This window comes from Williamsia muralis NBRC 105860, assembly GCF_001598915.1.
Classification (GTDB): domain Bacteria; phylum Actinomycetota; class Actinomycetes; order Mycobacteriales; family Mycobacteriaceae; genus Williamsia; species Williamsia muralis.
Genome location: NZ_BDAP01000001.1, coordinates 351,103 through 373,245, shown reverse-complemented (window position 1 = coordinate 373,245; position 22,143 = coordinate 351,103). Strand labels below are relative to the sequence as shown.

Genomic DNA, 22,143 nt, shown 5'->3' with positions numbered 1-22,143 from the left:
GGCGCAGGCTGCCGAAACGGGAACTTGACCAGCGGCATCCCGGTCATCGCAGGTGTCGGCCGGACCGCGTTCTCGCGCAGATCCGGTCGAACGGTTCTGCAATTGGCCACCGAGGCGGCACTGGCCGCCATCGCCGATGCCGGTATCACGGTGGACGACGTCGATGCGGTCGCGACCTACCACGACAACGACACCGCAGCGCCTTCCGAAGTGGCATCCGACCTGGGCACCGGACCATTGACCTGGTCACAGGCGGTGGTCGGCGGCGGATCCGAGTTGTGTGCGCTCATCGGCACAGCAGCGGACGTGGTGGCCGACGGGCGCGCCTCACACGTCCTGATCTACCGCGCCATGAACGGCGCGTCCGGAGTGCGGATGGGCGACTACGGCACTGGATCTGCGGCCGGATACCGGCAGTTCATGGCTCCGTACGGCTACGCGGCACCGGTGGAGGTCGCCGCCATGGCCACCGCCCGGCACATGGCGGAGTACGGAACCACCCGCGAGCACCTCGGGGCCATTGCGGTGACGCTGCGCGAGAACGCGCAACACAATCCGAATGCCGTGATGAACGGGCGTCCGATGACGATGGACGACTACCTCGGTTGCCGCCCGATCGCCGAGCCCCTGCACCTGCTCGACTGCTGCCTCGAGACCGACGGCGCCGTCGCGATCGTCGTCGCCTTGCCAACAGGTTCGGAGCGGCGGCCGGTAGTCGAGATCCGTTCCTGGGCATACGGAGCCGGGCCGCATTCGGTGGTTCCCTACGAAAAATATCCGGACGTGACGGCCATGTTCCCGGTCTGGCTGCGTGACCAGTTGTTCGAACGGGCCGGGGTGGGTCCGGCCGACATCGACGTGGCGTGCCTATACGACGCGTTCACCTATTCGGTCCTGTGTCAGATCGAGGACTTCGGGTTCTGCGACAAGGGTCTCGGAGGCGAATACGCCGGCTCGGGAGAGATCGCGGCGGGCGGCGCATTGCCGATCAACCCGAATGGCGGCCTGCTGTCCGAGGGATATATCCACGGACTCAACAACGTCGCCGAAGCGGTGACGCAGTTACGGGGCGCGGCAGGCGATCGCCAGGTGCACGATGCCCGGCTCGCCTTGGTGTCGGGATACAGCTCCACCCGTGGCAGCGCCCTCATCCTCGGTTCGGCGGCATGACCGGCACCACGCAGGCGGGGTCCGGCCGGATGAAACCGATTGTCGATGACGTCACCCGCCCTTACTGGGAGTCGGCCTCCCGCGGCGCCCTCGCCATCCAGAGGTGCGGCCTTTGTGAACGATTCATCCACGCTCCGGTCGCCCGCTGCCCCGGGTGCCACCGCGGCGATGCGCTCGATTGGCGTGACATGTCGGGCAAGGGAACGATCTACAGCCGAATCACCGTGCATGGCAGCAGGGTTGCCGGATACCGGGACCGGCCTCCGCATGTGGTGGCGATGATCGAGCTCGACGAACAGCCGAGATTGTTTGTCATCACCAATGTCACCGATTGCGCACCGGCCGACGTCGCGGTCGGTGCACGTGTCGAAGTCCATTTCGACGACACACTCGACGGAGTGACACTCCCCCAGTTCCGACTCATCGAAGAGTGAAGGGCCACCACATGGCATCCGGTACACAGTCAGGCGAGATCACCTCCGCGAACAGTAGCGAGACCGCCGCACTGCGCAAGGATCTGGCGGTTTGCCGCCGAGCACCGTCGCACATTCGACGACGCTGAACGCCGGGGCGAGTTCCCCCTTGATCTCTACCGGGAGATGGGCCGTCGCGGCTGGGTGGGCTCGGTGACGCCGCCGGAGTTCGGGGGCAGCGGAGGTGGCATCTGGGAGTACTGCGTTGTCGCCGAGGAGGTGGGTCGACTCGGCATCGTCTCACCGCAGACGGCCATCCAGGGCGAACTGTGGCTGCTCGATTGGGGTACCGATGAGCAGAAGGCCGAACTGCTGCCGGGATTGGCCAAGGGCGACATCGTCTTCAGTGAATCGATCTCAGAACCCGGGGTCGGCTCGGCGCTACGATCGGTCACCTCGACCGCGGTACGCGACGGTGATGTGTGGGTGATCAACGGGCGCAAGACGTACGTCAACCTGGGCGCGGAGAGCAGTCTCACCGTGGTGTACGCGGTCGCCGACGAAGGTCTCACCGCATTCCTGGTGCCGATGGACACACCCGGCGTGACAACCCGAGCCACCGATCCGATCGGTCTTCGGCTGATCCCCACCGCCGAGTCGACTTCGACGACGTGCGAGTCCCGTCGTCAGCGGTCCTCGGCTCGCCCGGCCAGGGCCTGAAGACCTTCCTGAGCACCTTCAACACCAGCCGGCTCGGAAATGCCAGCGAACTCATCGGATTGGCACGCCGAGGATTCATCGAGGCGGTCGACTACGCGGGCGCACGTGAGGTCGGAAAGAACGTGGTCACCGACTTCCAGCGCCTGCAGTGGGAGTTGACAGACTGCTACCAGGCGATTTCGGCTGCCATCCGGTTTCGGGACGAAGCTGCGACGATGATCGCGTCCGGTGCGGACCCGTCGTTTGCCACCTCGCTCGCGAAGTCCGCGGCCATCGATGCCGCCGAACTCACCGGCAAGGTGATGTTCGGTCTCGTCGGCGGACACGGCCTCTACAACGACCAGCCGTACTGGCGCACGCTCGCCGACATCAAAGTTCTCCGGACCGCCGGTGGGTCACGGGAAGTGTTGCGCAACTTCATCGCGAAGCAGATCTTGCGCTCCGACGACCTCGGCGGGCTCCGGTGAGTTCGGCGACCGCTCTGAATCTCGCCGAGCGCCTGCTGCGGGCCGCCGGCGAACGTCCTGATCTCAGGATCGACGTGGGCGAATCGTCCACCACCCTCGGCGTGGCGATCGATGCGGCACAGCGGGTCTCGGCAGCACTGTCCGACCTCGGCCTGCGTCCTGGATCCACCCTCGTCCTCGTCGGCACCAATTCCCTCGAGTACACGGTGTTCTGGTTCGCGGCACAGATCGCCGGACTGCAGGCGATCATGATGAACCCCGAGTATCCGGCCGATTTGATGGCCGACCCCATCGGCGAGGTGCATGCCGCTGCAGTCGCCTCTGAGTCCGGGTCGGTCGCGGCAGGCGACGGTCACCAGATCGACTATTCGGCCGTGCTGTCCGGCGCCGTATCCGTTGACGGGGTGCTGCGGGCCGGTGATCGGCGAGGCGACTGGGGAACCGACCGCGACCCGCTCGACATCGCCACGCTGATGTACACCTCGGGTACGTCGGGAAAGCCCAAACTGTGCGCACAATCGCACCGCTATCTGCTCGAGCTCGGCCAGTATGTGGCGGAAACCTTCTGCCTGTCGCCCGCCGACGTCGTGTACGCGCCGTTGCCGCTGTTCCAAATCAACCCACTCGGATACGGACTGATGGGCGCTGTGTGTGGGCTGTCGGACTTTGCCACCTCACCGCGCTTCTCGGCATCCCGGTTCTGGGCGACGGTCGCCGAATACCATGCGACCGTCCTGATCTTGCACGGACCCCCGGTTCAGATCCTGCTCAAGACTCCGGGGCCCACCGGCACACACACGGTGCGCGCCGCATTCTTCGCCAACGAGGAATTCCTGAGTCGTTTCCGTATTTCACTCGGGGTCGCGGGCTATGGTTCCACCGAGTTCGGTGGATTGACCCACACTAGGTTGTGGCGACACGGAGAACGGGTGAGCATTCCGGAGGGCATGACCGCGCTGGCGGGCAGAGCCCGGCCCGGCGTCGAGTGGCGCCTCGGCACCGACGGTGAGATCGAGCTCCGCGCGCAGCGTCCCGGGGTGTTCCTGAGCGGCTATCTGCGGGATGGGGTGGTGAACCCGACTCCCGCCGACCACGGATGGATCCGCACCGGTGATCGTGGCCGGGCCGAAGGCGATGAACTGGTGTTCATCGAGCGGATGGGCGAATCGGTCCGGATGAGGGGCGAGTACGTACCCCTGTCGTATCTCGACAGCGTCTTCGCGAAACTCGAAGGCGTGGAGGAAGCTTCGGCGTGGACCACCGAGGACACCGCAGAGCTTGCCGTCTACATCGTCGGCAGTCCCGATCCCTCCGCGGTGTCCGGGCTTCTCGACGACCTGCCGAGGTTCATGCGACCGGCGTGGATGATCCAGACGGACGCGCTTCCGCGCGATCCGGGAGTCGGCAAGGTACAGCGACGCCGTCTCGGCGAGGTCGAAGAGCTGGCTCGGCGCCCCCTGGTCTGACGCTTTTTCCACCGACTTGGTGTGCCCGTCCCGCGGTTGTCAGCGAGATATGGAGATCGAGGTGTCGAGGAACTCGACCAGTCCGTCGGTGAATACATCGTTGTCGTCACCCGCCACCATGTGGCCGGCGTCTCGGATATCCACCACACGCGTCTGCGGAACGAGTTCGCGCATCTCGGCCACACCTTCGTCCGACACGACGTCGGACATCTTGCCCCGGACGAGCAGCACCGGGCACGTGATGTCGCGCGCGGCACTCTTGGACCGCTCATACGACACAGCGCTATTGGGGAGCTCGGGATTGGTCTGCGTGTAGTCGATGTCCATGCTGCGAGGATCCCAGTGCCAGTGCCATCGGCCGCCGCGAAGACGCAGGTTCTTCTTCAAGCCCTCGAGGCTGCCGCTCCGCCGCCGATGCGGGTTGTACGACGCGATCGCGGCCGACGCGTCTTCGAGACTCTCAAATCCGTCCGGCGCACTCATCATGAAATCGCGCACCCGGGCGCTCCCGGTCTCCTCGACTTTCACCACAACATCGACAAGCACCAGTGCCTGCGCAATACCCGGGTTCTCCCCGGTGGCGATCAGCGACACCACCCCACCGAGGGATGCACCCACAAGCGCAATCGGCAGTCCGGGTTCGCGGCGACGGATCTCGCCGACGAGGGCCAGCACATCACCGAGGTGAGCGGTGAGACCATATTCGCCCTGCTCGGCCCACTCGCTGTCGCCGTGGCCACGAAGGTCGACGGCGTAGGCGATCCAACCGAGCCCTCCCAACCGCTCACCCGTCGCACGCCACGAATGCCGGGTCTGTCCGCCGCCGTGCAACAGCACGACCACTCCCTTGTCTGGACCGGTGGCGTCGGACCAGCGATCGGCAGCCATCGTGAGTCCGGCGCCAGGCAGATCAACACGCTTGTTTCCAGTGGCTTTTTCTGTACCCAACGGATCTCCTGGTCTTGTCGTTGACGTTTCCCGCCACGTCGCGCGCAACGCGTGGCCCTACCTCACTGCTCTATCAGAACTCGGCTCAGTGCGGCACGTTGGGCGGGCGTCAGAGGTAGTGAACTGGTGCGGCCGGGGGCAAGTCGCACGAGAACGTTGGTGATCACCGCACATGCCGCGCCGTCCTGGAAGATGGCGACCCGAAACCCCAGACTGCTGGAACCGAGTCGGACCAGGCTCACCTCGGCCGACGCCTCGCCGACGAACATCTCGCGAGAGAACTGCGCGGACACGTCCACAACACCGAGGTCGCCGGCGGTGAGCAGATCGCCGCACGTCTCGACGAGCAGCGAACGCCACGCGGCCGCGGAGTACTCCATCGCAAGGTAGAAGGGCACGTGTGCGCTGCCGGGGATGGTGCCGTCACGCTCAGGACGGTGAGCGAGTGGAGCGGTGTAGACCTTGACCAGTGCCGCGGACCGCCGCACTCAGACGTTCCGTCTCGCAACGCCCTTGTAGCCGAAGAACTTTTCGAAGTTCTCGTCGTTGATGGGCTGCCGGCTGTTGCGATCGCGAGCGCCTTCCAGGGCGGCCAGTCGTTCCTGGGCCTTCGTCAGCGCTTCCGACTCTCCGGCGGCACCGAGGTCACGCACCCGCTGTTTGAGGGACTCGATCTCCTCGTGCAACCGGACGGCCGCCTCACTGTAGGTGAGCAGATCGTGATCGTCCTTGTCGTCACGCTCTGGGGCGTTACCAACGTTCTCCGCCATCGCGACCTCCATCGTCTCGAACGGTATCTGACCAGAATCGTACTCGGTCAGTCGCAATCAGGTTAATAAATGCGCTTATCGAGGACCATCGCCGTCGCCGACCCAGCGCTGAACTGGACCCCTGACCGGCGGCCCGACCGAAGCCAAACAAGATAGCCAAAAAAGGTGCGCCAATGCCTCGCATCTGGTGACGTGATCTGGTTCACTGGAATGGCGGCCGAAATAGGCCAATCAGTTAGATACTTCCGCTTAGGACGAGCAGCCAACGATCCTCGTCAAAGGAGACGCAACAATGCCACTGCAGGACTATCACCAGATCGTCTCGGTCGACGACCACCTCATCGAGCACCCCATGGTGTGGCAGGATCGCCTTCCAGAAAAGCTCAAAGAGCGTGGCCCACGGATCATCGAGCAGAACAATAAGCACGTGTGGCACTACGACGGTGACATCTTCCCGACGGTAGGTCTCAACGCCGTGGCCGGCAAGCCCCCGGAGGAGTGGGGCATCGATCCGGTCCGTTACGAAGACATGATTCCCGGTTGCTATGACCCCAAGGCCCGGGTGAAGGACATGGACGTCGACGGTGTGGAAGCGGCGCTGTGCTTCCCGTCTCTTCCCGGCTTCGGCGGCGGCGTCTTCCAGCGTGCCAAGGACAAAGATCTTGCGCTCCTGAATGTCAAGGCCTGGAACGACTTCTACATCGACGAGTGGTGCGCCACCGCGCCCAGCCGATTCATCCCGATGTCGCTGATTCCGATGTGGGATCCGGAACTGTCCGCCGCGGAGATCCGCCGAACCGCCGCCATGGGTTCACGCACCATCAGCTTCCCGGACGCTCCTGTTCCGCTGGGATTGCCGTCGTTCCACGACAAGACCTATTGGGAACCGGTGTGGGACGCCTGCGAGGAGACCGGTCAGGTGCTGTCCCTGCACTTCGGCTCCGGATCGTATGTTCCCGGCTTCTCGTTCTCGGGAACAAAAGCGATACCCGGTCAGGTAGTACTGCCCGACGCACCCTTCGCGGTGGCGATCACCGTGTTCTCCACGAACCTGATGTGGTCGTTGGTGGATCTCATGTTCTCCGGTGTGCTGCAACGGCATCCGAAACTGCAATTCTCGCTGGCCGAGGGTGGCATCGGGTGGATCCCGTACATCCTCGAACGGGCCGACTTCGTCTGGGAGCGTCACCGCTACTACCAGCCGATCGATTTCGACAGCCGTCCCTCAGATCTCTACTTCAAGCACTTCTGGGGCTGCTTCATCGACGATGAGTTCGGTGTCGAGAACCGCCACAAGGCGGGGATCGACCGCATCATGCTGGAGATCGACTACCCGCACTCGGACTCGAACTGGCCGAACAGCCGCAAGCGCGCGGCCGAGGTACTCGCCAACGTTCCTGACAACGAGGTCGAGATGATCACCGAGACCAACGCTCGCCGGATGCTCAACTTCCCGCGCGTCTGACGACACTCGGCATCGAGAACGGCGATCCGCACAGTGTGCGGATCGCCGTTCTCGTCGATCCGGGGACCATCCGACGGGGCCCGGCGTCCTGGCGGTGCTAGGCCAGCATTCCTGGTAGCCGGTCGGCGACGACGGCGCGAGCCGACGTCATGATCGAGTCGACGACGTTGGCGCACGTGTCGATCTCGTTGATCAGTCCCTGTGCCTGACTGGCCCACCACATGCCGTCTCCGGTGTCACCGGCGCCGAGCACGCGCTCACGACCGCGAACACCCGAGGCGAGGTGGGCGACGTCCTTGAATGTCGCGCCGGGCCGCGTGGCGATCTCCGCGATCTCTTCTGACACCGCGTTGCGCGCCACACGGGCAGAGTTGTGGAATTCCCGGAACACCACAATGGTGTCGCGTTCGGAGTTCGCGACGATCTGATTCTTCACATTCTCATGGATCGGCGCCTCGGCAGTGGCCATGAACCGGGTGCCCATGTTGACCGCATGGGCTCCCAGCGCCAGCGCCGCGACGAGCCCTGCACCGGTGGCGATACCACCACTGGCGATGATCGGGATGGTCAACTGCGCTGCGGCGGCCGGGATGAGCACCAGACCGCCGATGTCGTCCTCCCCCGGATGTCCAGCGCATTCGAATCCGTCGATGCTGATCGCGTCGACCCCGAGGGATTGGGCTTTGACCGCATGCCGAACAGCGACCGCCTTGTGGATCACTTTGACACCCGATGCCTTGAAGTCTGGCAGATGTGGTGCCGGGCTACTGCCGGCGGTCTCGACGATCTTGATACCGGACTCGATGATCGCTGCCCGGTATTCGTCGTACGGAACCGGTTCGATGGTCGGCAGAATCGTCAGGTTGACGCCAAAGGGCTTGTCCGTCATCGTCTGGGTGCGAGCGATCTCTTTCGCAAGCGCTTCGGGAGACGGCTGGGTCAGGGCGGTGAGAAATCCCAGGGCCCCTGCCTCCGCGACCGCCGAGATGAGCTCGGCGGTGCCCAGTCCCGTCATACCACCACAGACGATGGGGTGTTCGATGCCGAACGCCTCGGTGAAGTCGGTCTTGAACATCAATACGAAAACCTCTCTGCCGATTGCGCTCACGCTCTGCATCAAAGAATTCGAACTCTGATGCGGTCTCGTTTCAGGCGGCAAGAGGTGCCGCACACCGCGCACGTTGCAAGCAGATTACCGCATAATCATTTATCTGATTGGGACCGACCACCGTAGAACTTCGGTGCGTCCCGCCAGGCCGACAGCGCAGCGTCGGTGGCTGCCGTCACCGAGATCCGGTCGGCCACCGGACCCCAACGCCGGTCGACCTCGGCTGCCGCACGCTCAACCGGAGCCGACACGGCGAATTCGTCGACCACCTCGTCGGACACCATCAACGGCATCTGCGCCCAATCTCCCTGCTTGGACAGGCGGTACAGATCCTCGTGCAAACCGGCCCAGCCGTGCACATCGAGGACACCGCGATACGCCGGCGTCGAACCGTAGAAGGCAATCTGACCGCGGACGAACTCCCGCGCCTCGGCAACCTCCTCGTCGGTAGAACCGGTGGCGAACATGGGAGAGACGATCACCTCGAACTGTGCCCGGGAGCGACCGGCCGCCGCGAGTGCACCTTCGACATTGGGCAACAGAACCTCCTGGAGATAGCGTTTGGTGACAAAGGAATGCACCAGCAGGCCATCGGCCACCTCCCCGGCCACCCGGGTCATGTGCTCACCGACCCCGGCGACGATCACCGGCGGATTCCCGTATGGATTGGGCCCTGGATCGAACATCGGGGTCATCAAGCTGTGTGTGTAGAACTCACCCTCGAATCGCAGCGGGGCAGAGTTCTCCCAGCTCGCCCAGATCGCCCGCAGGGCGAGCACATACTCGCGCATCCGTGCTGCCGGCCGCGACCACGGCATCGAGAACCTGCGGGTGATGTGCGGCTTGACCTGACTTCCCAGACCCAGCGTCAATCGGCCTGCCGACAGGGCCTGGACGTCGTTCGCGGCGATCGCCGTCACCATGGGACTACGGGCGAACGCCACATAGATGCTGGTACCCAGACGCAAGGTCGATGTCGTCTGGGATGCGGCCGCCAGCAACAGCAGGGGGTCGTGGCACGTTTCCCCGAGGAACATTCCGCCGAAGCCGCTTCGCTCCACATCGGCCGCGATCTCGCCGACCCTGCCCATCCCCGGGTCGATCGCCACGTCAAGCGCTGCCGAGGTTTTCATCTCTGTTGTCATGACACTCCCTAATCGGGCAATAACGTCGGCGGAATTAACTCTATTCCGCCTCTTCCCAGAGAATGTAACAGCAGATACAGTCTATTTCGGTAGCTAATTGACTCCAGAGAGTTGGCCCGATGACAGCAACACACCAGACTCCGGCGGCGCGCCGCGACGGTATTGCACAGACACTTCGCAATTTCCTCGCGCAGAACGATCCCACCGCGATGTCAGCGATCGAGTTCCTCGGGCGCCGCTTCGACGCGGGGCTGGCCTGGGTCCACGCACCGGTGGGTTCAGGCGGATTGGGCTGGGAGCGCGGCCTGCAGGCCGACGTGGAGCAGGCCATGGAAGCCGCCGGCGCCGAGCATGCCGACATCATGCGCAACCCGATCGGACTCGGGATGGCGGCACCGACCTTGCTGGCACATGCCGCACCCGAACTGAAGTCGCGGCTCCTTCGCCCGTTGTGGACGGGCGAAGAAATGTGGTGTCAGCTGTTCTCCGAACCAGGGGCCGGCTCGGACCTGGCAGGGCTGGCCACGCGCGCCATTGCGGACGGCGACGACTGGATCATCAACGGCCAGAAGGTATGGACCACTTACGCGCACATCTCGAAGTGGGCGATGCTGCTGGCCCGAACTGATCCGTCCGCGCCCAAACACACCGGTATGACCTATTTTCTTCTGGACATGACAACTCCCGGGGTGCACGCTCGGCCACTTCGCCAGGCCACCGGCCAGGCGGACTTCAACGAGGTCTTCCTGGACGACGTCAGGATCTCCGATAACTACCGGATCAGCGAGCCGGGAGCAGGATGGTCCACCGCACGCACAACACTGGTGAACGAACGGGCCATCATCGGCGGCAACGAGCCACGTAGAGAAGACGGCCACATGGGTCGACTCACCGAGATGTGGAGAAAGCGGCCGGAGTTGCGAACCGGTGACAGGTTCAGCGCAGTGGTAGATGCATGGATTTGCGCAGAGGTTGCACGACTGTCGAATGAGCGGACCCGCCAATTGATGGTTTCCGGCGAGCCCGGTGTGGAGGGCTCGGGAGCCAAGGTCACCGCCGCCACCAACAACCAGATCATCACCCGATTACTTGCTCAACTCGATCCGTCGGCTGCACTGGACTACGACGATTGGTCGGTGGAGTACGACGCGGCGATCCGGCCTGAGACCTTCCATTATCTACGGGCGAGGGCCAACACCATCGAGGGGGGAACCACCGAGATCCTCCTCGGTCAGATTGCCGACCGAATCCTCGATCTCCCGCGCGAACTCAAGCTGGGTCCGAACCTCCCGTGGCAGGACATCCCGAAATGACGATCATCACTCCCCCGCCGGTTCCCATGGTGGAAGACTCCACCGCCCAGGAGGTCCGGGCCACTGTGCGTTCGCTGTTGGACGCCCGTTGTACACCCGCTTTCGGGCTCGAATTCGTCGCCGGCGGTGAAGATTTCGACAACGCACTGTGGTCGGACCTCTCGCGTGATCTGGGCCTCGCCGGGCTACTCATTCCCGAAGACCTCGGTGGCGCCGGTGCGTCGGCGCGCGAAAGCGCCGCGGTAGTAATCGAACTCGGCCGCGCACTGGCACCGGTGCCGTACTTGTCGAGTGCGGTGGTCGCGACCACCGCGCTGGTGCACTGCGCACGTAACGGGTCGTCGGCTGCCGCAGACGTGGTCGCCCGACTCGCCGACGGTGCGATCGCCGCCCTCGCCGTCCCCGCCACCCAGTCGTTCGTCGACGGTGCCGAGCCGACCGTACGGGCAACGAACACCGGCAAGGATACGGTTGTGTTGACCGGCACCGTCAAACAGGTCATCGGTACCGCAGATTCACTTGCCCTTGTGGTGCCGGCGCGACGCGGCGACGACCTTGTCCTGGCGCTGGTCACCGCTGACACACCGAAAGTCAGGGCCACCCGGCGAACCAATGTCGACAGCACCCGGCCCACGCGGGATCTGGGCCTCGATGAGGTCAGCGGCACGGTCATCGCGACAGGCGTGGAGGCCGGCGACGCGGTGGCGACTGCGCTGGAGACGGGAGCGGCGCTGCTCGCGTCCGAGCAGGTCGGAATCTGCGAATGGGCGTTGGCCCAGGCCACCGAATACCTCACGGTTCGTCACCAGTTCGGCCGCCCGATCGGTTCCTATCAGACGCTGCGGCACCGCGCCGCCCACCTGTGGATCGATATCAACCATGCTCGGGCGGCGGCGATCTATGCGGCCTCGACCCTGGCAGACGCGGTCGCCGACCACACGATCGCGGCAGCACTCGCCCAGACCTATTGCGGTGCAACGGCCTTGCGAGTAGTCGAAGAAACGATTCAGATGCACGGTGGCATCGGTTTCACCTGGGATCATCCGCTCCACCTGTACCTCAAGCGCGCGTTCGCCGACACCGTGGTATTCGGCGATGCCGAGGTTCACAAAAGCACCCTCGCCCGCCTGATCGGTCTCGCCGAGCCGACGCCGAACCCCGTCCACGTATGACCATCGGCCCAGACGGTTCGCGCACCCGCGCTGCCGAGATCGCCCGCCGTATCGAAGACGAGGTGATAGCCGACGGCTGGCGTGTGGGCACCGCCCTCGGGTCCGAGACCGCATTCATGGCTCGATTCGAGGTCGGCAGATCAGTTGTGCGCGAGGCCTTTCGGATCCTGGAGAGCCGCCACGTCGCCACACCGCGCCGAGGGCCAGGTGGAGGGCTTGTGGTGACGGCCCCTGACCGGTCGGCCGTGCTCGACCAGGCATCACTGTTCCTGGAGTACGACGGATTCGCTGCTGACGACCTGTTCCAGATAATGGAACTTCTCGAGGTTGCTGCTGTCGAGCATGTTTCGGCGACCATCGACGCCGAGGGCCTGGCCCGACTTCGAGAGGTACTCGCGGCCGAGGTCGATGTCGGCGACCTGCGGTTCGAGCCGGTGACCGTCTACACCGAGCTGGCACGGCTGTCGGGCAATCCCGTGCTCTCGTTGTTCATCCACATCGGAAACAATCTCGCGCGCACACACGGCGTCCGTCCTTCGCAGAGTGAACACCAGTGGATACACAAACACAGCGTCGAACTCGTCGAGGCGCTCGAGGTCGGTGACACCGTGGCGGCGGTTCGCAGCGTTCGCCGTCGCATCCGCGGAATGAGCCGTCGCCGATCGGTCTCCTCCACCCGCATTCCATCCTTGCCCACAAGAGGAGAGTCATGACATCCCCAGAACTGGTACTCATCGAACAGATCGGTGCGGGCCGCCTCATCACGCTGAACCGGCCCGAGGCCCGCAATGCACTGTCCCAAGCCCTGAATTGGCAGCTCATCGACGCCTTGGCGGCGGCCGACACCGACGGGGACACCTCGGTCATCCTCCTGGCGGGCGCCGGTGGCGCGTTCTGCGCCGGAATGGACCTCAAGGAGCTGGCCGAACGGGGATTCACCGGCACCGAGAAGACCGAGAACTGCATCGATCGGGTGTCGAACTGCCGCACGCCGGTGATCGGTCTGATCGACGGACCGGCGGTGACCGGTGGTTTCGAACTCGCGCTGGCGTGTGATTTCCTCATCGCCTCGCAGCGTGCACGATTTGCCGATACCCACGCGCGGGTCGGTATCGTCCCGGGCGGCGGGCTCACGGCACGTCTGGCCGAGGTGATCGGGGTCCGCCGAGCCCGGCAGATGAGCGGCACCGGCCAATACATCGATGCCGCAACGGCCCTGCGCTGGGGTCTGGTCAACGAGGTTGTGGAGTCCGCTGCGCTGCGCCAGCGTGGACTGGCGATCGCCGAGGCCTTCACCGCCACCGAGCCCGCCACTCTTGCCGAGGTCTGGCAGCTCTACGACGCGATTTCGCAGGACCAGATCGCTCACGCCGTCGACCGCGAGGCAGAGATCAACAAGGCGTGGTCGGCACAGGCCGCCGCATTGGCCGACAGCACCACGGCGGTGCTCGAGCACGGGCGCGCGCAGAACAGGACGTCACGTTGACCCGGAAGCCGGACAGTTCAGGCGGTTCAGGCGGCCGAGCATCCGACTCCGGGGACACCGCCGGGTCCGGGGGTCCCCTGGCCGGACTGAAAGTGATCGAACTGGCCAACATCGGTCCCACCGCCCACGCGGCGATGGTGCTTGCCGACCTCGGTGCCGATGTCGTTCGAGTGCAGCGCCCGGGCGATGCCGGCACACCCCAGCACATGCTTCGAGGACGACGGATCATCAGCGCCGATCTCAAGGACCCTGCCGCGATCGCCGACGTCATTGCCCTGGCCACGCGCGCCGACGTGCTGCTCGAGGGATTTCGCCCCGGGGTGGCCGAACGTCTGGGCCTGGGACCAGATGAACTCCTCGAGCGCAATCGGCGTCTCGTGTTCGCCCGTCTCACGGGTTGGGGACAGGACGGGCCCTGCAGCGGCGCGGCCGGCCACGACATCAACTTCATTGCCCCCACCGGCATCCTGCACTCGATGGGCCCGGCCGGTTCTCGGCCCACTCCGCCACTGAATCTGGTTGCCGGATTCGCCGGTGGATCCATGTTCGCGGTGACCGGCATCCTGTCGGCCCTCTGGGAACGCACCACGTCCGGTCAGGGACAAGTCATCGACGTCGCGATGGCCGAGGGCGCCCTGTCGCTGAGCCAGCAGGTATGGCCACTGCGGCCCAGCGGCTGCTGGTCCGACATCCGCGGAACGAACCTTGTTGAGGCAGCTGCCCGTTCTGGGATACCTACGAGTGCGCCGATGGTCGATACATGGCGGTGGGAGCGTTTGAGGCGCAGTTCTATTCCCGGTTTCTGACCACACTCGACATCGACCAGGCCGCCACGCCGGCACAGGACGACCGAGATGCCTGGCCGGCGTTGCGCATAATGATCGCCGACCGCTTTCTACGAAAGCCACGTGACCAGTGGGCGCAGATCTTCGCGACCGTGGACTGCTGCGTCACCCCGGTCCTCGACTTTTCCGAAGCCCCCGACGATCCGCAGTTCCGTCACCGCGACTCGATCATCGAGTTCGAGGGTGTCGCGCAGCCCGCTGCGGCTCCGGGCTTTTCCCGAACCCCATCGCCACCGCCGACACTGCCGGTGCACGAACGCTCAATCCACGGCGTCTGGGCAGGCGACGCGGATTGACGAGCGCGGCGCTCAGTTCCCGGTGTAGTTCGGAGTTCGCTTGTCCCGCAACGCGGCGATCGCCTCGGCGGCATCGTCGGTGGTTGCCAAGACGGCATAGTGCGACGACAGCAGATCCAGTGAGGTGTCGAGATCGGAGCGCGAAGCCTGATCGATGGACCGTTTCATCACCCGAACCGTTGTGGGTGCGTGTCGGGCAATCGATGCAGCCAGGGTGCGGGCGCTCGCCTGCAGATCGGCGCTGTCGGCAAGGCTGTTGACCAAACCGATCTTCTCGGCCTCCTCGGCGTCGATCGCGGTACCGCTCAGCAACAATTCCATCGCCTTGGCCCGGCCCACCAGGCGCGGCAGGAAATAGGCGCCGCCGGCCCCGGATGTCAGACCGAGCGAGACGTACACCTCCGATACCCGCGCACTGCGCGACATCACCCGCATGTCGCACGCGAGCGCAAGATCGAGACCGGCGCCCTGAGCGTTCCCGTTGATCGCCGCGATGATTGGTTTGTCACATGCAACGATCGCTCTGATCAGCTCGTGCACGTGCTCGTGAAGCTGACTCTTGCGCCGCAGTGGTGTCAGCTCGAGCCCGGCGAACTCGCGGGTATCCATACCCGAGCAGAACGAACGGTCGCCGTGGCCGGTAACCACGATGACGCGCACGGCGTCGTCTATGACCGCCCGCCGCAGCACGTCGGTCATCGCATCGACCATCGTGAAGGTGAAGGCGTTACCGCGGTCCGGCCGGTTCAGCGTCAACGTTCCGATGCGGTCGTCGACCTTCCACTCGAAGTCAGCCAACGTGCGCGCCTTTCGCATCCTCGGCAGAATCGGCACCAATCGTGACCGTCAGCACGTCCCAGGGATTTCCTGCGGCAAGCAGTCTGCTGCCGAGCTTCTCCGACCACCGTCGCGGTGATCCGTATTCGCCGATCGCGCTGCGAGCTCGCATGGTGTGCAACCAGAGTGAGTGTTCGGCGGTGACCCCGATGGCGCCGTGCAACTGGTGCGCGCTGCTGACGATGTCGTCGACGCAGTGGCCGAGAGTGACCTTTGCGACGGCGACGGCGAAGTCCGTCTCGTCGGCGCCGAAACCCATGTCGTCAGCCGCGGCCACTGCCAGTGCCACTGACGCCCTGCCCTTCTCGAGCGATCCGGCCATCGCCGCCAGTTGGTGTTGCACCGACTGGAACTTGCTGAGGCTCCGACCGAACTGTTGCCGTTCGCGGGTGTGCGAGACGGTGAGTTCCATCGTTGACTGCAGACTTCCCATCGTCTGCAGACACCGTGCCCACGCGCCCCTACGAATCAGTTCGGCGTACACCGGCGCGGGTAGTTCGGTGCAGTCGTCGCGGCGCACCGACACGTCGATGCGTCCGCGCGGCTCACTGGCGAGGCTTTCGGTCGTGCTCAGCGGGTGTGCCGACGGGTCGATCACGGTGATGAATCGGCCTTTGTCGCGCTCGAGCACCAGCAGCACCGCCGCACAATCGGCTGCCCACGGAACGTCGTCCACAGTCGCGGTCAGCGTGTCACCGTCCTCGCTTGCGATGCCGAATCCGACTGTCAGCGGCCCGGATTCGGGTACTACGGACGCGGTTTCCGCCGACAGCCACGCCGCCAGCAAATCGGTCTCGGCGATCGGGACCGGACACGCGAAGCCTGCCAACTCGCTCAGCAGCACCGCCGCCTGCGCGGGCCCCGCATCGAAATCGACTGTGGTCGTGAGCCGGCTGAGGCCCGTCTCTTCGAGATTGGCCCAGAGAACCTCATCGAGGCGGGCCGGTCGACTGCGCTGTCCAGTGAGTCGATCGCGCGACCGGGCACCGAGATCGGCGACCAGGCTTCTCACATCATTGTTGTCATCATCCGATGGGGTCTCGCCGAGCCCGGCCATCGCATCCCTTCCAGGGTCCACTGTTGTCATGTTCTGCTCCTTCTACCGCAGACCCAAGCCGCGGGCGACAACACCACGCAACACCTCGTTGGTACCGCCGCGCAGGGTGAACAGCGCCTGATGCAACCGGGCATCCCGCAGGAGTTCGGCGATCTCGAGCGTGGGCGCTCGTCCGGTGTCGGCCTCGACGTCGTCCAGCAATCGCGCGACGAGATCGATGGAGTCCTGCTCGAACCTGGTCCCCAGATCCTTCACCAGAGCTGCCTGGTTCGCGGGAGATTCACCGGCCTCCAGTGCCCGTGCCACGGCCGTGGACAACTGACGCAGCGCGATCACTCGCGCCCCCAGGTCGCCGACGGCCGCCGTGACCGACGGCGAGGGTGACACATCGTCGGAGCCCAGCCATCCGATGACGGCCACCAGCAGTGGCATCGTGGAGAGGAACCGCTCCGGACCGCTGCGCTCATACGACAGTTCGGCGGTCACCTGGTGCCAACCGTTGCCGATCTCACCCAGAACCTCGGAGTCGGGCACGAACGCGTCCGTCAACAACACCTCGTTGAAATGATGATCACCTGAGAGCAATTCGATCGGACTGATATCGACGCCCTCGGCGTCGGTCGAAACCAGGAACTGGCTGAATCCCGCGTGCCGGGCCTTCGGATCCGCGGGTGCGGTCCTGGCCAGCACCACCACCATGTGCGCGTGGTGGGCACCGCTCGTCCACACCTTGGTGCCGTTGATGATCCAGCCACCGTCTGTTCTGGTGGCCTTGGTCTTGACCGCCGCCAGATCCGAGCCGGCGCCGTGCTCGCTCATGCCGATCGCCGAATAGAAACGGCCGCCGGCAATCTGGGGAAGTATTCGGGTCTTTTGTTCTTCGGTGCCGAATCGCAGCAAGGTGGGCGCCACCTGACGGTCGGCCACCCAGTGGGCCGCCACGGGTGCACCCTGCGCGAGTAGTTCTTCGGTCACGACGTATCGATGCAGGTGCTCACTGCCGCGGCCACCATAGCTCTCGGGAATCGTCAGTCCCAGCAGCCCGGCTTCGGCGAGGCGGACGCTGAAGTCGCCATCCCACCGCGACAGCCAGGAATCCACCGCGGGCCGCCAGCCGAACTCTTCGCGGTCGGCGGCAAGGAACTCGCGTGTTCGGGCACGAACCTCGTCGAGCTCCTGATGATGCATACCCAGTAGGGCAAATGAACCGCTCATGTGGATTCCCTTCCGGGCACCGACGCCCGTCTGCTGTACCAACGCACAGTTGCCCGTAATCAGTTAACTATATACCCTATTAAAAAGTTGCTGAGCCGCTCCAGGCTCACATTGGACGAATGGCACAACCTTGAGTGAGATCGTAGCGATCGGGACCTATCTGCCGCCGTGGACCACGGCGGGTAAGCGAGTTCGCGGGCCGGACGAGGACGCTGTGACCATGGCCGTCGCAGCCGGGCGGGCCGCCGATCCCGACCGTCGCGCACAGCGGGTCGTCGTCGTGTCGCGCAACATGCCGCTCATCGAAGGAGGCAACGCCGCGGTTGTGCTCGCCGGCCTGTCCCTCGATCCGGATGTGCCCATCACCGAGGTCCTCGGAGGTGCTCCGGCGGTCCTGGACCAAGTGGCCGCTGCCGACCCACACACGCTGGTGATCGCGGCCGACGATTCCCCGACAGCAGCCGGCGCCGGGGCCGTGTTGACCGGTACCGGGCCCACAGGCACCCGCCTGGTCGCGGCCGGCGGGCAGACCCGGAGCCTGCCCGTGGTGGTGCGCAACGACCGAGGTGAACGCCGTGAGTACGCCGATCCGCGACTGCAGCGGGAGGTCGGGGCAAAAGCAACGATCACCCGGCTAAACGTGTCCGATCAGCCCGATCTCGTGGTGGCCGCAGTCGCCGGCGTCAGGGCCGCGCACATCGGTGGCGCGTACAAGAAGGCGCCGATCAACGATCCCAGCACCTCGACGAGTGCCGCGATCCGCGTGCTCGCCGACGCGGTCGAAACCGGGCAGGCCGGACTGATCTTGGCCACCGAACAGTCGGTCGCCACCGTTGCCACGCTGCACCTCGGAGATACCACCGCTGTTGTGTCTCGCGACGAGTCGATCTCCGGGGAACTGCCGAAAGCAACGGTGGCACCGGGAATCGGTATCCCGATCTCGCTGGCCGCCTACGCGCGCGCCTTCGAGCCGAAACTGCGATGGGAAGCAGCGATCTTCCCCGGCGATGATGAACCGGTGTTCCCGCCGCGACGCCGGGTCGACGACGCCGGCAAGCTGCAATCCGATTACACCCTGCAGCCGCTTCCACGCACCGGCGAGGTGTACACCCATACGACCATCGAGATCCCCGTGCCCGACCTGCCCAGTCCTTACTCCATCGCGCTGGTCCAGCTCGATGACAGTCCGGTTCGCGTGCTCCTGAAGGTCACCGGCGCGGTTGCCGGGAACGTCGAGATCGGGCAAACCGGTGCCGTCGTCCTGCGCCGCGTTGCCCTGCGCAGCGGCATCCCCGATTACGGATACGCATTCTGGCCTGGGCGGCCCGCCGAACCCACACACGCGGTGACCGCTGCCGCGACCGAAGGAGCACGTCAATGAGGAAAGTTGCCATCGTCGGCGCCGGAATGACGCCGTTCGCCGAGCATTTCGATCTCGGCATCAAAGATCTCATCCCGATGGCCTACGCCGAGGCCGCAGGGAATGTGGACAAGGGTCTGCGCAAGGCCGACATCGAGGCTGCCTGGTTCGGCGAGCTCGCCACCACCGACGGCTTTCCCTCGGGGATTCTCGCCGACACCCTGGACCTGACCGACATTCCGGTGACCCGCGTGGAAAACGCTTGCGCCACCGGCAACGACGCCATCCGGAACGCGACGCTCGCGATCGCGTCCGGACTCCACGACGTGGCGCTGGTGGTGGGTGCGGACAAGGTCCGCGAGACGGCGTCGAACACCACCTTCTGGGAGTGGGCGGCCATGACGCGCGACAACGCCTGGGATTATCCCCTCGGCCTAGTGGCGCCCGCCAACTTCGCCCTGCACGTCACCAGGTACCTCCACGAGTCGCCAGCCACCAAAGAGCACATGGCGATGGTCGCGGTCAAGAATCACTTCCACGCGCTGAACAACCCGAAAGCGCAACTGCGTTATGAGATCACGGTCGAACAGGCGCTGGCGGCGCCCACGGTCGTCGCCCCGTTCGGACTCTACGACTGCACGCCGCAGAGCGACGGAGCGGCAGCGGTGATCCTCGCATCGGAGGACGCGGTGGACCGATTCACCGATCGGCCGGTGTGGGTTCGCGGTGTCGGCCTGGGGATGGATCGGGTGATGCATCAGCACAAGAAGGACATGACCACCTTCCCGCCCACCGTCAAGGCCGCCAAGGCAGCCATGACGATGGCCGGCGTGACCCCGTCCGACATCGACGTGGCCGAAGTCCACGATTGCTTCACCGGTGTCGAATTGATCAGCTACGAGGACCTCGGTTTCGCCGACCGCTTCGAGGCGTACAAGCTGGTCGAAACGCGCGAACACTACGTGGGTGGATCGATCCCGATCAACCCCAGTGGTGGACTCAAGGCCAAAGGCCACCCGCCGGGCGCGACCGGGGTGGCGCAGTGCTACGAACTGTTCAACCAGTTGCGTGGCGAGTCCGAGAATCAAGTCGAGAGTGCACGGATCGCGCTGGCCCACAACATCGGTGGACCGACGGCGGTGTCGGCGGTGACCATCCTGTCCAGCGACCGCGGCTGAACCCGTCCACCGGGCAATCGCCGGGGCGCTCGAACATATCAGTCGAATTACACAGCTTTCATGGGCTTTTGCTCTGGGGAGCCGGTGCCATCGGAAGGACAAAGCGTGTCGATCTCTCTCTTGCTGGAAATGGCGGCCTCTGCCCATCCGGACCGGATCGCGGTGGTGACCGACGAACTGCGGTTGACCGTTGCCGAACTGGCCACCGTCACAGCGGGCGGTGCCGGTGTGATCGCCGAGTCCGGTGCCGAGCACGTGGTGTACGTGGGCACCGGAGGCGCCCATCTGCCTTTCCTGCTGTTCGCGTCCGCTCAGGCGGGGATACCGTTCACCCCGCTGAACTACCGCCTCAGTGCCGAGGGCATCAACGGTCTCATCGCCCGCCTCCGTGATCCACTGGTCGTTGTGGACCTCGATTACCGGGACATGGTCGACGTACCGCCGGATCGCATCATGGATTCGGACGAACTCCTCGACCGGGCGCACACTGCCGAGCCGTACACCACCTTCGCCGACCCGGACGATCTCGCGGTGGTGCTGTTCACCTCCGGCACCACGTCGCGGCCGAAAGCAGTTCAGCTGTCGCACAGCAATCTCACCAGCTACGTCATGCAAACGGTCGAGTTCGACAGCGCCGCAACAGAAGATGCCGTTCTGATCGCGGTCCCGCCCTACCACATCGCGGGCGTCGGAGCCGCCCTGTCGAACGTCTACAGCGGGCGCAAGATGGTGTACCTGCGTCGCTTTGATCCCGTGGAGTGGATTCGCCTCGTCCGGCAAGAGGGCGTCACCACTGCCACCGTCGTTCCGACGATGCTCGACCGGATCATCACCACGCTCGAGCAGAATCCGGTGGAACTGCCCACGCTGCGCAACCTCGCCTACGGTGGCGCAAAGGTGGGTCTGCCGCTGGTACGCAAGGCTCTCGCGCTGCTGCCCGACGTCGGATTCGTCAACGCATACGGTCTGACCGAGACGAGTTCTACTATCGCCGTCCTGACACCGGACGATCATCGGGCGGCGCTCAGTTCGTCCGATCCCGACGTGGCCGCGCGGCTCGCTTCGGTGGGCCAACCCGTACCCGGAATCGAATTACAGATCCGTGGCGCGGACGGCGAGGTGGCCCCGCAGGGCGAGCCGGGTGAGTTGTACGTCCGCGGCGAACAGGTATCGGGCAAATACGACGAGATCGGATCGGTTCTCGATGAGGAGGGCTGGTTTCCCACCAAAGACATCGCGACACTGGACGCCGACGGTTACCTGTTCATCACCGGGCGATCCGACGACACCATCATCCGCGGGGGTGAGAACATCGCTCCCGCCGAACTCGAGGATGTCCTCGTCGAACACCCTGCAGTGCACCAGGTTGTCGTAATCGGTGTGGAGGACCCGGAGTGGGGTCAGAGCATCGTCGCGATCGTAGTGCCGGAGCCAGGTACCGAGCCAGACGGCGATGAGTTGCGGGCATACGCGCGCAAGGCGCTGCGTGGTTCCCGAACCCCCGACCGGGTGGTCTTCCGGGACGTACTTCCCACCACGGCGACCGGTAAGATCCTGCGCCGCACCTTGATCCAGGAACTGAGCCCGGTCACCGGTAACGCCTGAGACCTCGCACACCCTGAGATACGAAAGACGATCCGCCTGCTGGGCGGATCGTCTTTTTGTGTAGGTGCGTCGTTCCGCAAGGCCCGCGACAAGAGGTTCGGTCGCCG

The 22,143-nt window shown here is 64.9% G+C and carries 21 protein-coding genes and 1 pseudogene; 14 read left to right on the top strand and 8 right to left on the bottom strand.

The genetic code is table 11. The features are described 5' to 3' along the window. Nucleotides 1-24 precede the first annotated feature (24 nt). From WIMU1_RS01790 to WIMU1_RS01770, 5 genes are all read left to right on the top strand, one after another. Entirely contained in the window at nt 25-1,170 is a 1,146-nt protein-coding gene (locus WIMU1_RS01790; protein ID WP_062794892.1) for a thiolase C-terminal domain-containing protein, read from the top strand. Continuing rightward, nucleotides 1,167-1,604 (top strand): Zn-ribbon domain-containing OB-fold protein, encoded by a 438-nt coding sequence (locus tag WIMU1_RS01785; RefSeq protein WP_062794891.1) that lies wholly within the window; start codon nt 1,167-1,169, stop codon nt 1,602-1,604. The genes WIMU1_RS01790 and WIMU1_RS01785 overlap by 4 nt, the downstream gene beginning before the upstream one ends. Before the next feature lie 81 nt (nt 1,605-1,685). Beyond that, nucleotides 1,686-2,303: an acyl-CoA dehydrogenase family protein gene (locus WIMU1_RS01780; protein ID WP_245969287.1), complete on the top strand. Its 618-nt coding sequence runs from the start codon at nt 1,686-1,688 to the stop codon at nt 2,301-2,303. Beyond that, on the top strand, nt 2,255-2,770 hold the full coding sequence (locus WIMU1_RS01775) for an acyl-CoA dehydrogenase family protein (protein ID WP_062794889.1): 516 nt from the start codon (nt 2,255-2,257) through the stop codon (nt 2,768-2,770). The genes WIMU1_RS01780 and WIMU1_RS01775 overlap by 49 nt, the downstream gene beginning before the upstream one ends. Beyond that, nucleotides 2,767-4,236, top strand: coding sequence for an AMP-binding protein (locus tag WIMU1_RS01770; protein WP_062794888.1), 1,470 nt, complete (start codon nt 2,767-2,769; stop codon nt 4,234-4,236). Before WIMU1_RS01775 ends, WIMU1_RS01770 begins: the two co-directional genes overlap by 4 nt. A 39-nt stretch (nt 4,237-4,275) precedes the next feature. Here WIMU1_RS01770 and WIMU1_RS01765 read toward each other — a convergent pair whose 3' ends face one another. The 3 genes from WIMU1_RS01765 to WIMU1_RS01755 form a co-directional block, all read right to left on the bottom strand. Next, complete coding sequence (locus tag WIMU1_RS01765; protein WP_084247940.1) at nt 4,276-5,124, bottom strand: alpha/beta fold hydrolase; 849 nt, start codon at nt 5,122-5,124, stop codon at nt 4,276-4,278. 122 nt (nt 5,125-5,246) lie between these two features. Beyond that, a complete protein-coding gene (locus WIMU1_RS01760; RefSeq protein ID WP_062794886.1) occupies nt 5,247-5,672 on the bottom strand; it encodes an acyl-CoA thioesterase family protein in 426 nt (141 codons plus the stop codon). Further along, complete coding sequence (locus tag WIMU1_RS01755) at nt 5,673-5,954, bottom strand: acyl-CoA synthase (protein WP_120803051.1); 282 nt, start codon at nt 5,952-5,954, stop codon at nt 5,673-5,675. It lies immediately after the preceding gene. 292 nt (nt 5,955-6,246) lie between these two features. Between WIMU1_RS01755 and WIMU1_RS01750 the strand changes: the two genes are divergently transcribed. After that, nucleotides 6,247-7,419 carry an amidohydrolase family protein gene (locus WIMU1_RS01750; protein ID WP_062794885.1) on the top strand — a complete coding sequence of 391 codons (1,173 nt, stop codon included), beginning with the start codon at nt 6,247-6,249 and terminating at the stop codon, nt 7,417-7,419. Between the two features lie 97 nt (nt 7,420-7,516). Here the strand turns inward: WIMU1_RS01750 and WIMU1_RS01745 are convergent, their stop codons facing one another. Continuing rightward, a complete protein-coding gene (locus WIMU1_RS01745; protein WP_062795695.1) occupies nt 7,517-8,494 on the bottom strand; it encodes an NAD(P)H-dependent flavin oxidoreductase in 978 nt (325 codons plus the stop codon). A 128-nt stretch (nt 8,495-8,622) separates the two neighbouring features. Further along, nucleotides 8,623-9,672: a TIGR03617 family F420-dependent LLM class oxidoreductase gene (locus tag WIMU1_RS01740; protein WP_062794884.1), complete on the bottom strand. Its 1,050-nt coding sequence runs from the start codon at nt 9,670-9,672 to the stop codon at nt 8,623-8,625. A gap of 119 nt (nt 9,673-9,791) precedes the next feature. On the opposite strand from WIMU1_RS01740, the gene WIMU1_RS01735 reads away from it, so the two are divergent. The 5 genes and pseudogenes from WIMU1_RS01735 to WIMU1_RS01715 all read left to right on the top strand — a co-directional run bounded on the left by WIMU1_RS01735 (nt 9,792) and on the right by WIMU1_RS01715 (nt 14,784). After that, complete coding sequence (locus WIMU1_RS01735; RefSeq protein ID WP_062794883.1) at nt 9,792-10,985, top strand: acyl-CoA dehydrogenase family protein; 1,194 nt, start codon at nt 9,792-9,794, stop codon at nt 10,983-10,985. Next, complete coding sequence (locus tag WIMU1_RS01730) at nt 10,982-12,157, top strand: acyl-CoA dehydrogenase family protein (RefSeq protein WP_062794882.1); 1,176 nt, start codon at nt 10,982-10,984, stop codon at nt 12,155-12,157. The genes WIMU1_RS01735 and WIMU1_RS01730 overlap by 4 nt, the downstream gene beginning before the upstream one ends. Next, nucleotides 12,154-12,870, top strand: coding sequence for a FadR/GntR family transcriptional regulator (locus WIMU1_RS01725; RefSeq protein WP_245969160.1), 717 nt, complete (start codon nt 12,154-12,156; stop codon nt 12,868-12,870). Before WIMU1_RS01730 ends, WIMU1_RS01725 begins: the two co-directional genes overlap by 4 nt. Then, nucleotides 12,867-13,643: an enoyl-CoA hydratase gene (locus tag WIMU1_RS01720; protein ID WP_062794881.1), complete on the top strand. Its 777-nt coding sequence runs from the start codon at nt 12,867-12,869 to the stop codon at nt 13,641-13,643. The genes WIMU1_RS01725 and WIMU1_RS01720 overlap by 4 nt, the downstream gene beginning before the upstream one ends. 77 nt (nt 13,644-13,720) lie before the next feature. After that, nucleotides 13,721-14,784 (top strand): annotated as a pseudogene (locus WIMU1_RS01715) (CaiB/BaiF CoA transferase family protein). A 12-nt stretch (nt 14,785-14,796) separates the two neighbouring features. Here the strand turns inward: WIMU1_RS01715 and WIMU1_RS01710 are convergent. The 3 genes from WIMU1_RS01710 to WIMU1_RS01700 are packed head-to-tail and all read right to left on the bottom strand — an operon-like array spanning nt 14,797 to nt 17,893. Then, nucleotides 14,797-15,582: an enoyl-CoA hydratase/isomerase family protein gene (locus WIMU1_RS01710; protein ID WP_062795691.1), complete on the bottom strand. Its 786-nt coding sequence runs from the start codon at nt 15,580-15,582 to the stop codon at nt 14,797-14,799. Then, nucleotides 15,575-16,708, bottom strand: coding sequence for an acyl-CoA dehydrogenase family protein (locus WIMU1_RS01705; protein WP_245969162.1), 1,134 nt, complete (start codon nt 16,706-16,708; stop codon nt 15,575-15,577). Before WIMU1_RS01705 ends, WIMU1_RS01710 begins: the two co-directional genes overlap by 8 nt. Nucleotides 16,709-16,720: 12 nt before the next feature. Then, nucleotides 16,721-17,893 carry an acyl-CoA dehydrogenase family protein gene (locus tag WIMU1_RS01700; protein ID WP_062794879.1) on the bottom strand — a complete coding sequence of 391 codons (1,173 nt, stop codon included), beginning with the start codon at nt 17,891-17,893 and terminating at the stop codon, nt 16,721-16,723. Nucleotides 17,894-18,023: 130 nt separating this feature from the next. On the opposite strand from WIMU1_RS01700, the gene WIMU1_RS01695 reads away from it, so the two are divergent. The 3 genes from WIMU1_RS01695 (at nt 18,024) to WIMU1_RS01685 (ending at nt 22,036) form a co-directional block, all read left to right on the top strand. Then, a complete protein-coding gene (locus WIMU1_RS01695; RefSeq protein WP_062794878.1) occupies nt 18,024-19,274 on the top strand; it encodes an OB-fold domain-containing protein in 1,251 nt (416 codons plus the stop codon). Then, a complete protein-coding gene (locus WIMU1_RS01690; RefSeq protein WP_062794877.1) occupies nt 19,271-20,431 on the top strand; it encodes a thiolase C-terminal domain-containing protein in 1,161 nt (386 codons plus the stop codon). Before WIMU1_RS01695 ends, WIMU1_RS01690 begins: the two co-directional genes overlap by 4 nt. A gap of 105 nt (nt 20,432-20,536) precedes the next feature. Beyond that, complete coding sequence (locus tag WIMU1_RS01685) at nt 20,537-22,036, top strand: class I adenylate-forming enzyme family protein (RefSeq protein WP_062794876.1); 1,500 nt, start codon at nt 20,537-20,539, stop codon at nt 22,034-22,036. The last annotated feature ends 107 nt before the right edge of the window (nt 22,037-22,143 follow it).

What these genes read in the sequence shown, in the direction of transcription:
- WIMU1_RS01785 (WP_062794891.1), top strand. Translation starts at nt 1,167, where the DNA reads ATGACCGGCACCACGCAGGCGGGGTCCGGCCGGATGAAACCGATTGTC.
- WIMU1_RS01765 (WP_084247940.1), bottom strand. Translation starts at nt 5,124, where the DNA reads ATGGCTGCCGATCGCTGGTCCGACGCCACCGGTCCAGACAAGGGAGTG.
- WIMU1_RS01755 (WP_120803051.1), bottom strand. Translation starts at nt 5,954, where the DNA reads ATGGCGGAGAACGTTGGTAACGCCCCAGAGCGTGACGACAAGGACGAT.
- WIMU1_RS01750 (WP_062794885.1), top strand. Translation starts at nt 6,247, where the DNA reads ATGCCACTGCAGGACTATCACCAGATCGTCTCGGTCGACGACCACCTC.
- WIMU1_RS01745 (WP_062795695.1), bottom strand. Translation starts at nt 8,494, where the DNA reads ATGTTCAAGACCGACTTCACCGAGGCGTTCGGCATCGAACACCCCATC.
- WIMU1_RS01740 (WP_062794884.1), bottom strand. Translation starts at nt 9,672, where the DNA reads ATGACAACAGAGATGAAAACCTCGGCAGCGCTTGACGTGGCGATCGAC.
- WIMU1_RS01735 (WP_062794883.1), top strand. Translation starts at nt 9,792, where the DNA reads ATGACAGCAACACACCAGACTCCGGCGGCGCGCCGCGACGGTATTGCA.
- WIMU1_RS01730 (WP_062794882.1), top strand. Translation starts at nt 10,982, where the DNA reads ATGACGATCATCACTCCCCCGCCGGTTCCCATGGTGGAAGACTCCACC.
- WIMU1_RS01725 (WP_245969160.1), top strand. Translation starts at nt 12,154, where the DNA reads ATGACCATCGGCCCAGACGGTTCGCGCACCCGCGCTGCCGAGATCGCC.
- WIMU1_RS01720 (WP_062794881.1), top strand. Translation starts at nt 12,867, where the DNA reads ATGACATCCCCAGAACTGGTACTCATCGAACAGATCGGTGCGGGCCGC.
- WIMU1_RS01705 (WP_245969162.1), bottom strand. Translation starts at nt 16,708, where the DNA reads ATGACAACAGTGGACCCTGGAAGGGATGCGATGGCCGGGCTCGGCGAG.
- WIMU1_RS01700 (WP_062794879.1), bottom strand. Translation starts at nt 17,893, where the DNA reads ATGAGCGGTTCATTTGCCCTACTGGGTATGCATCATCAGGAGCTCGAC.
- WIMU1_RS01690 (WP_062794877.1), top strand. Translation starts at nt 19,271, where the DNA reads ATGAGGAAAGTTGCCATCGTCGGCGCCGGAATGACGCCGTTCGCCGAG.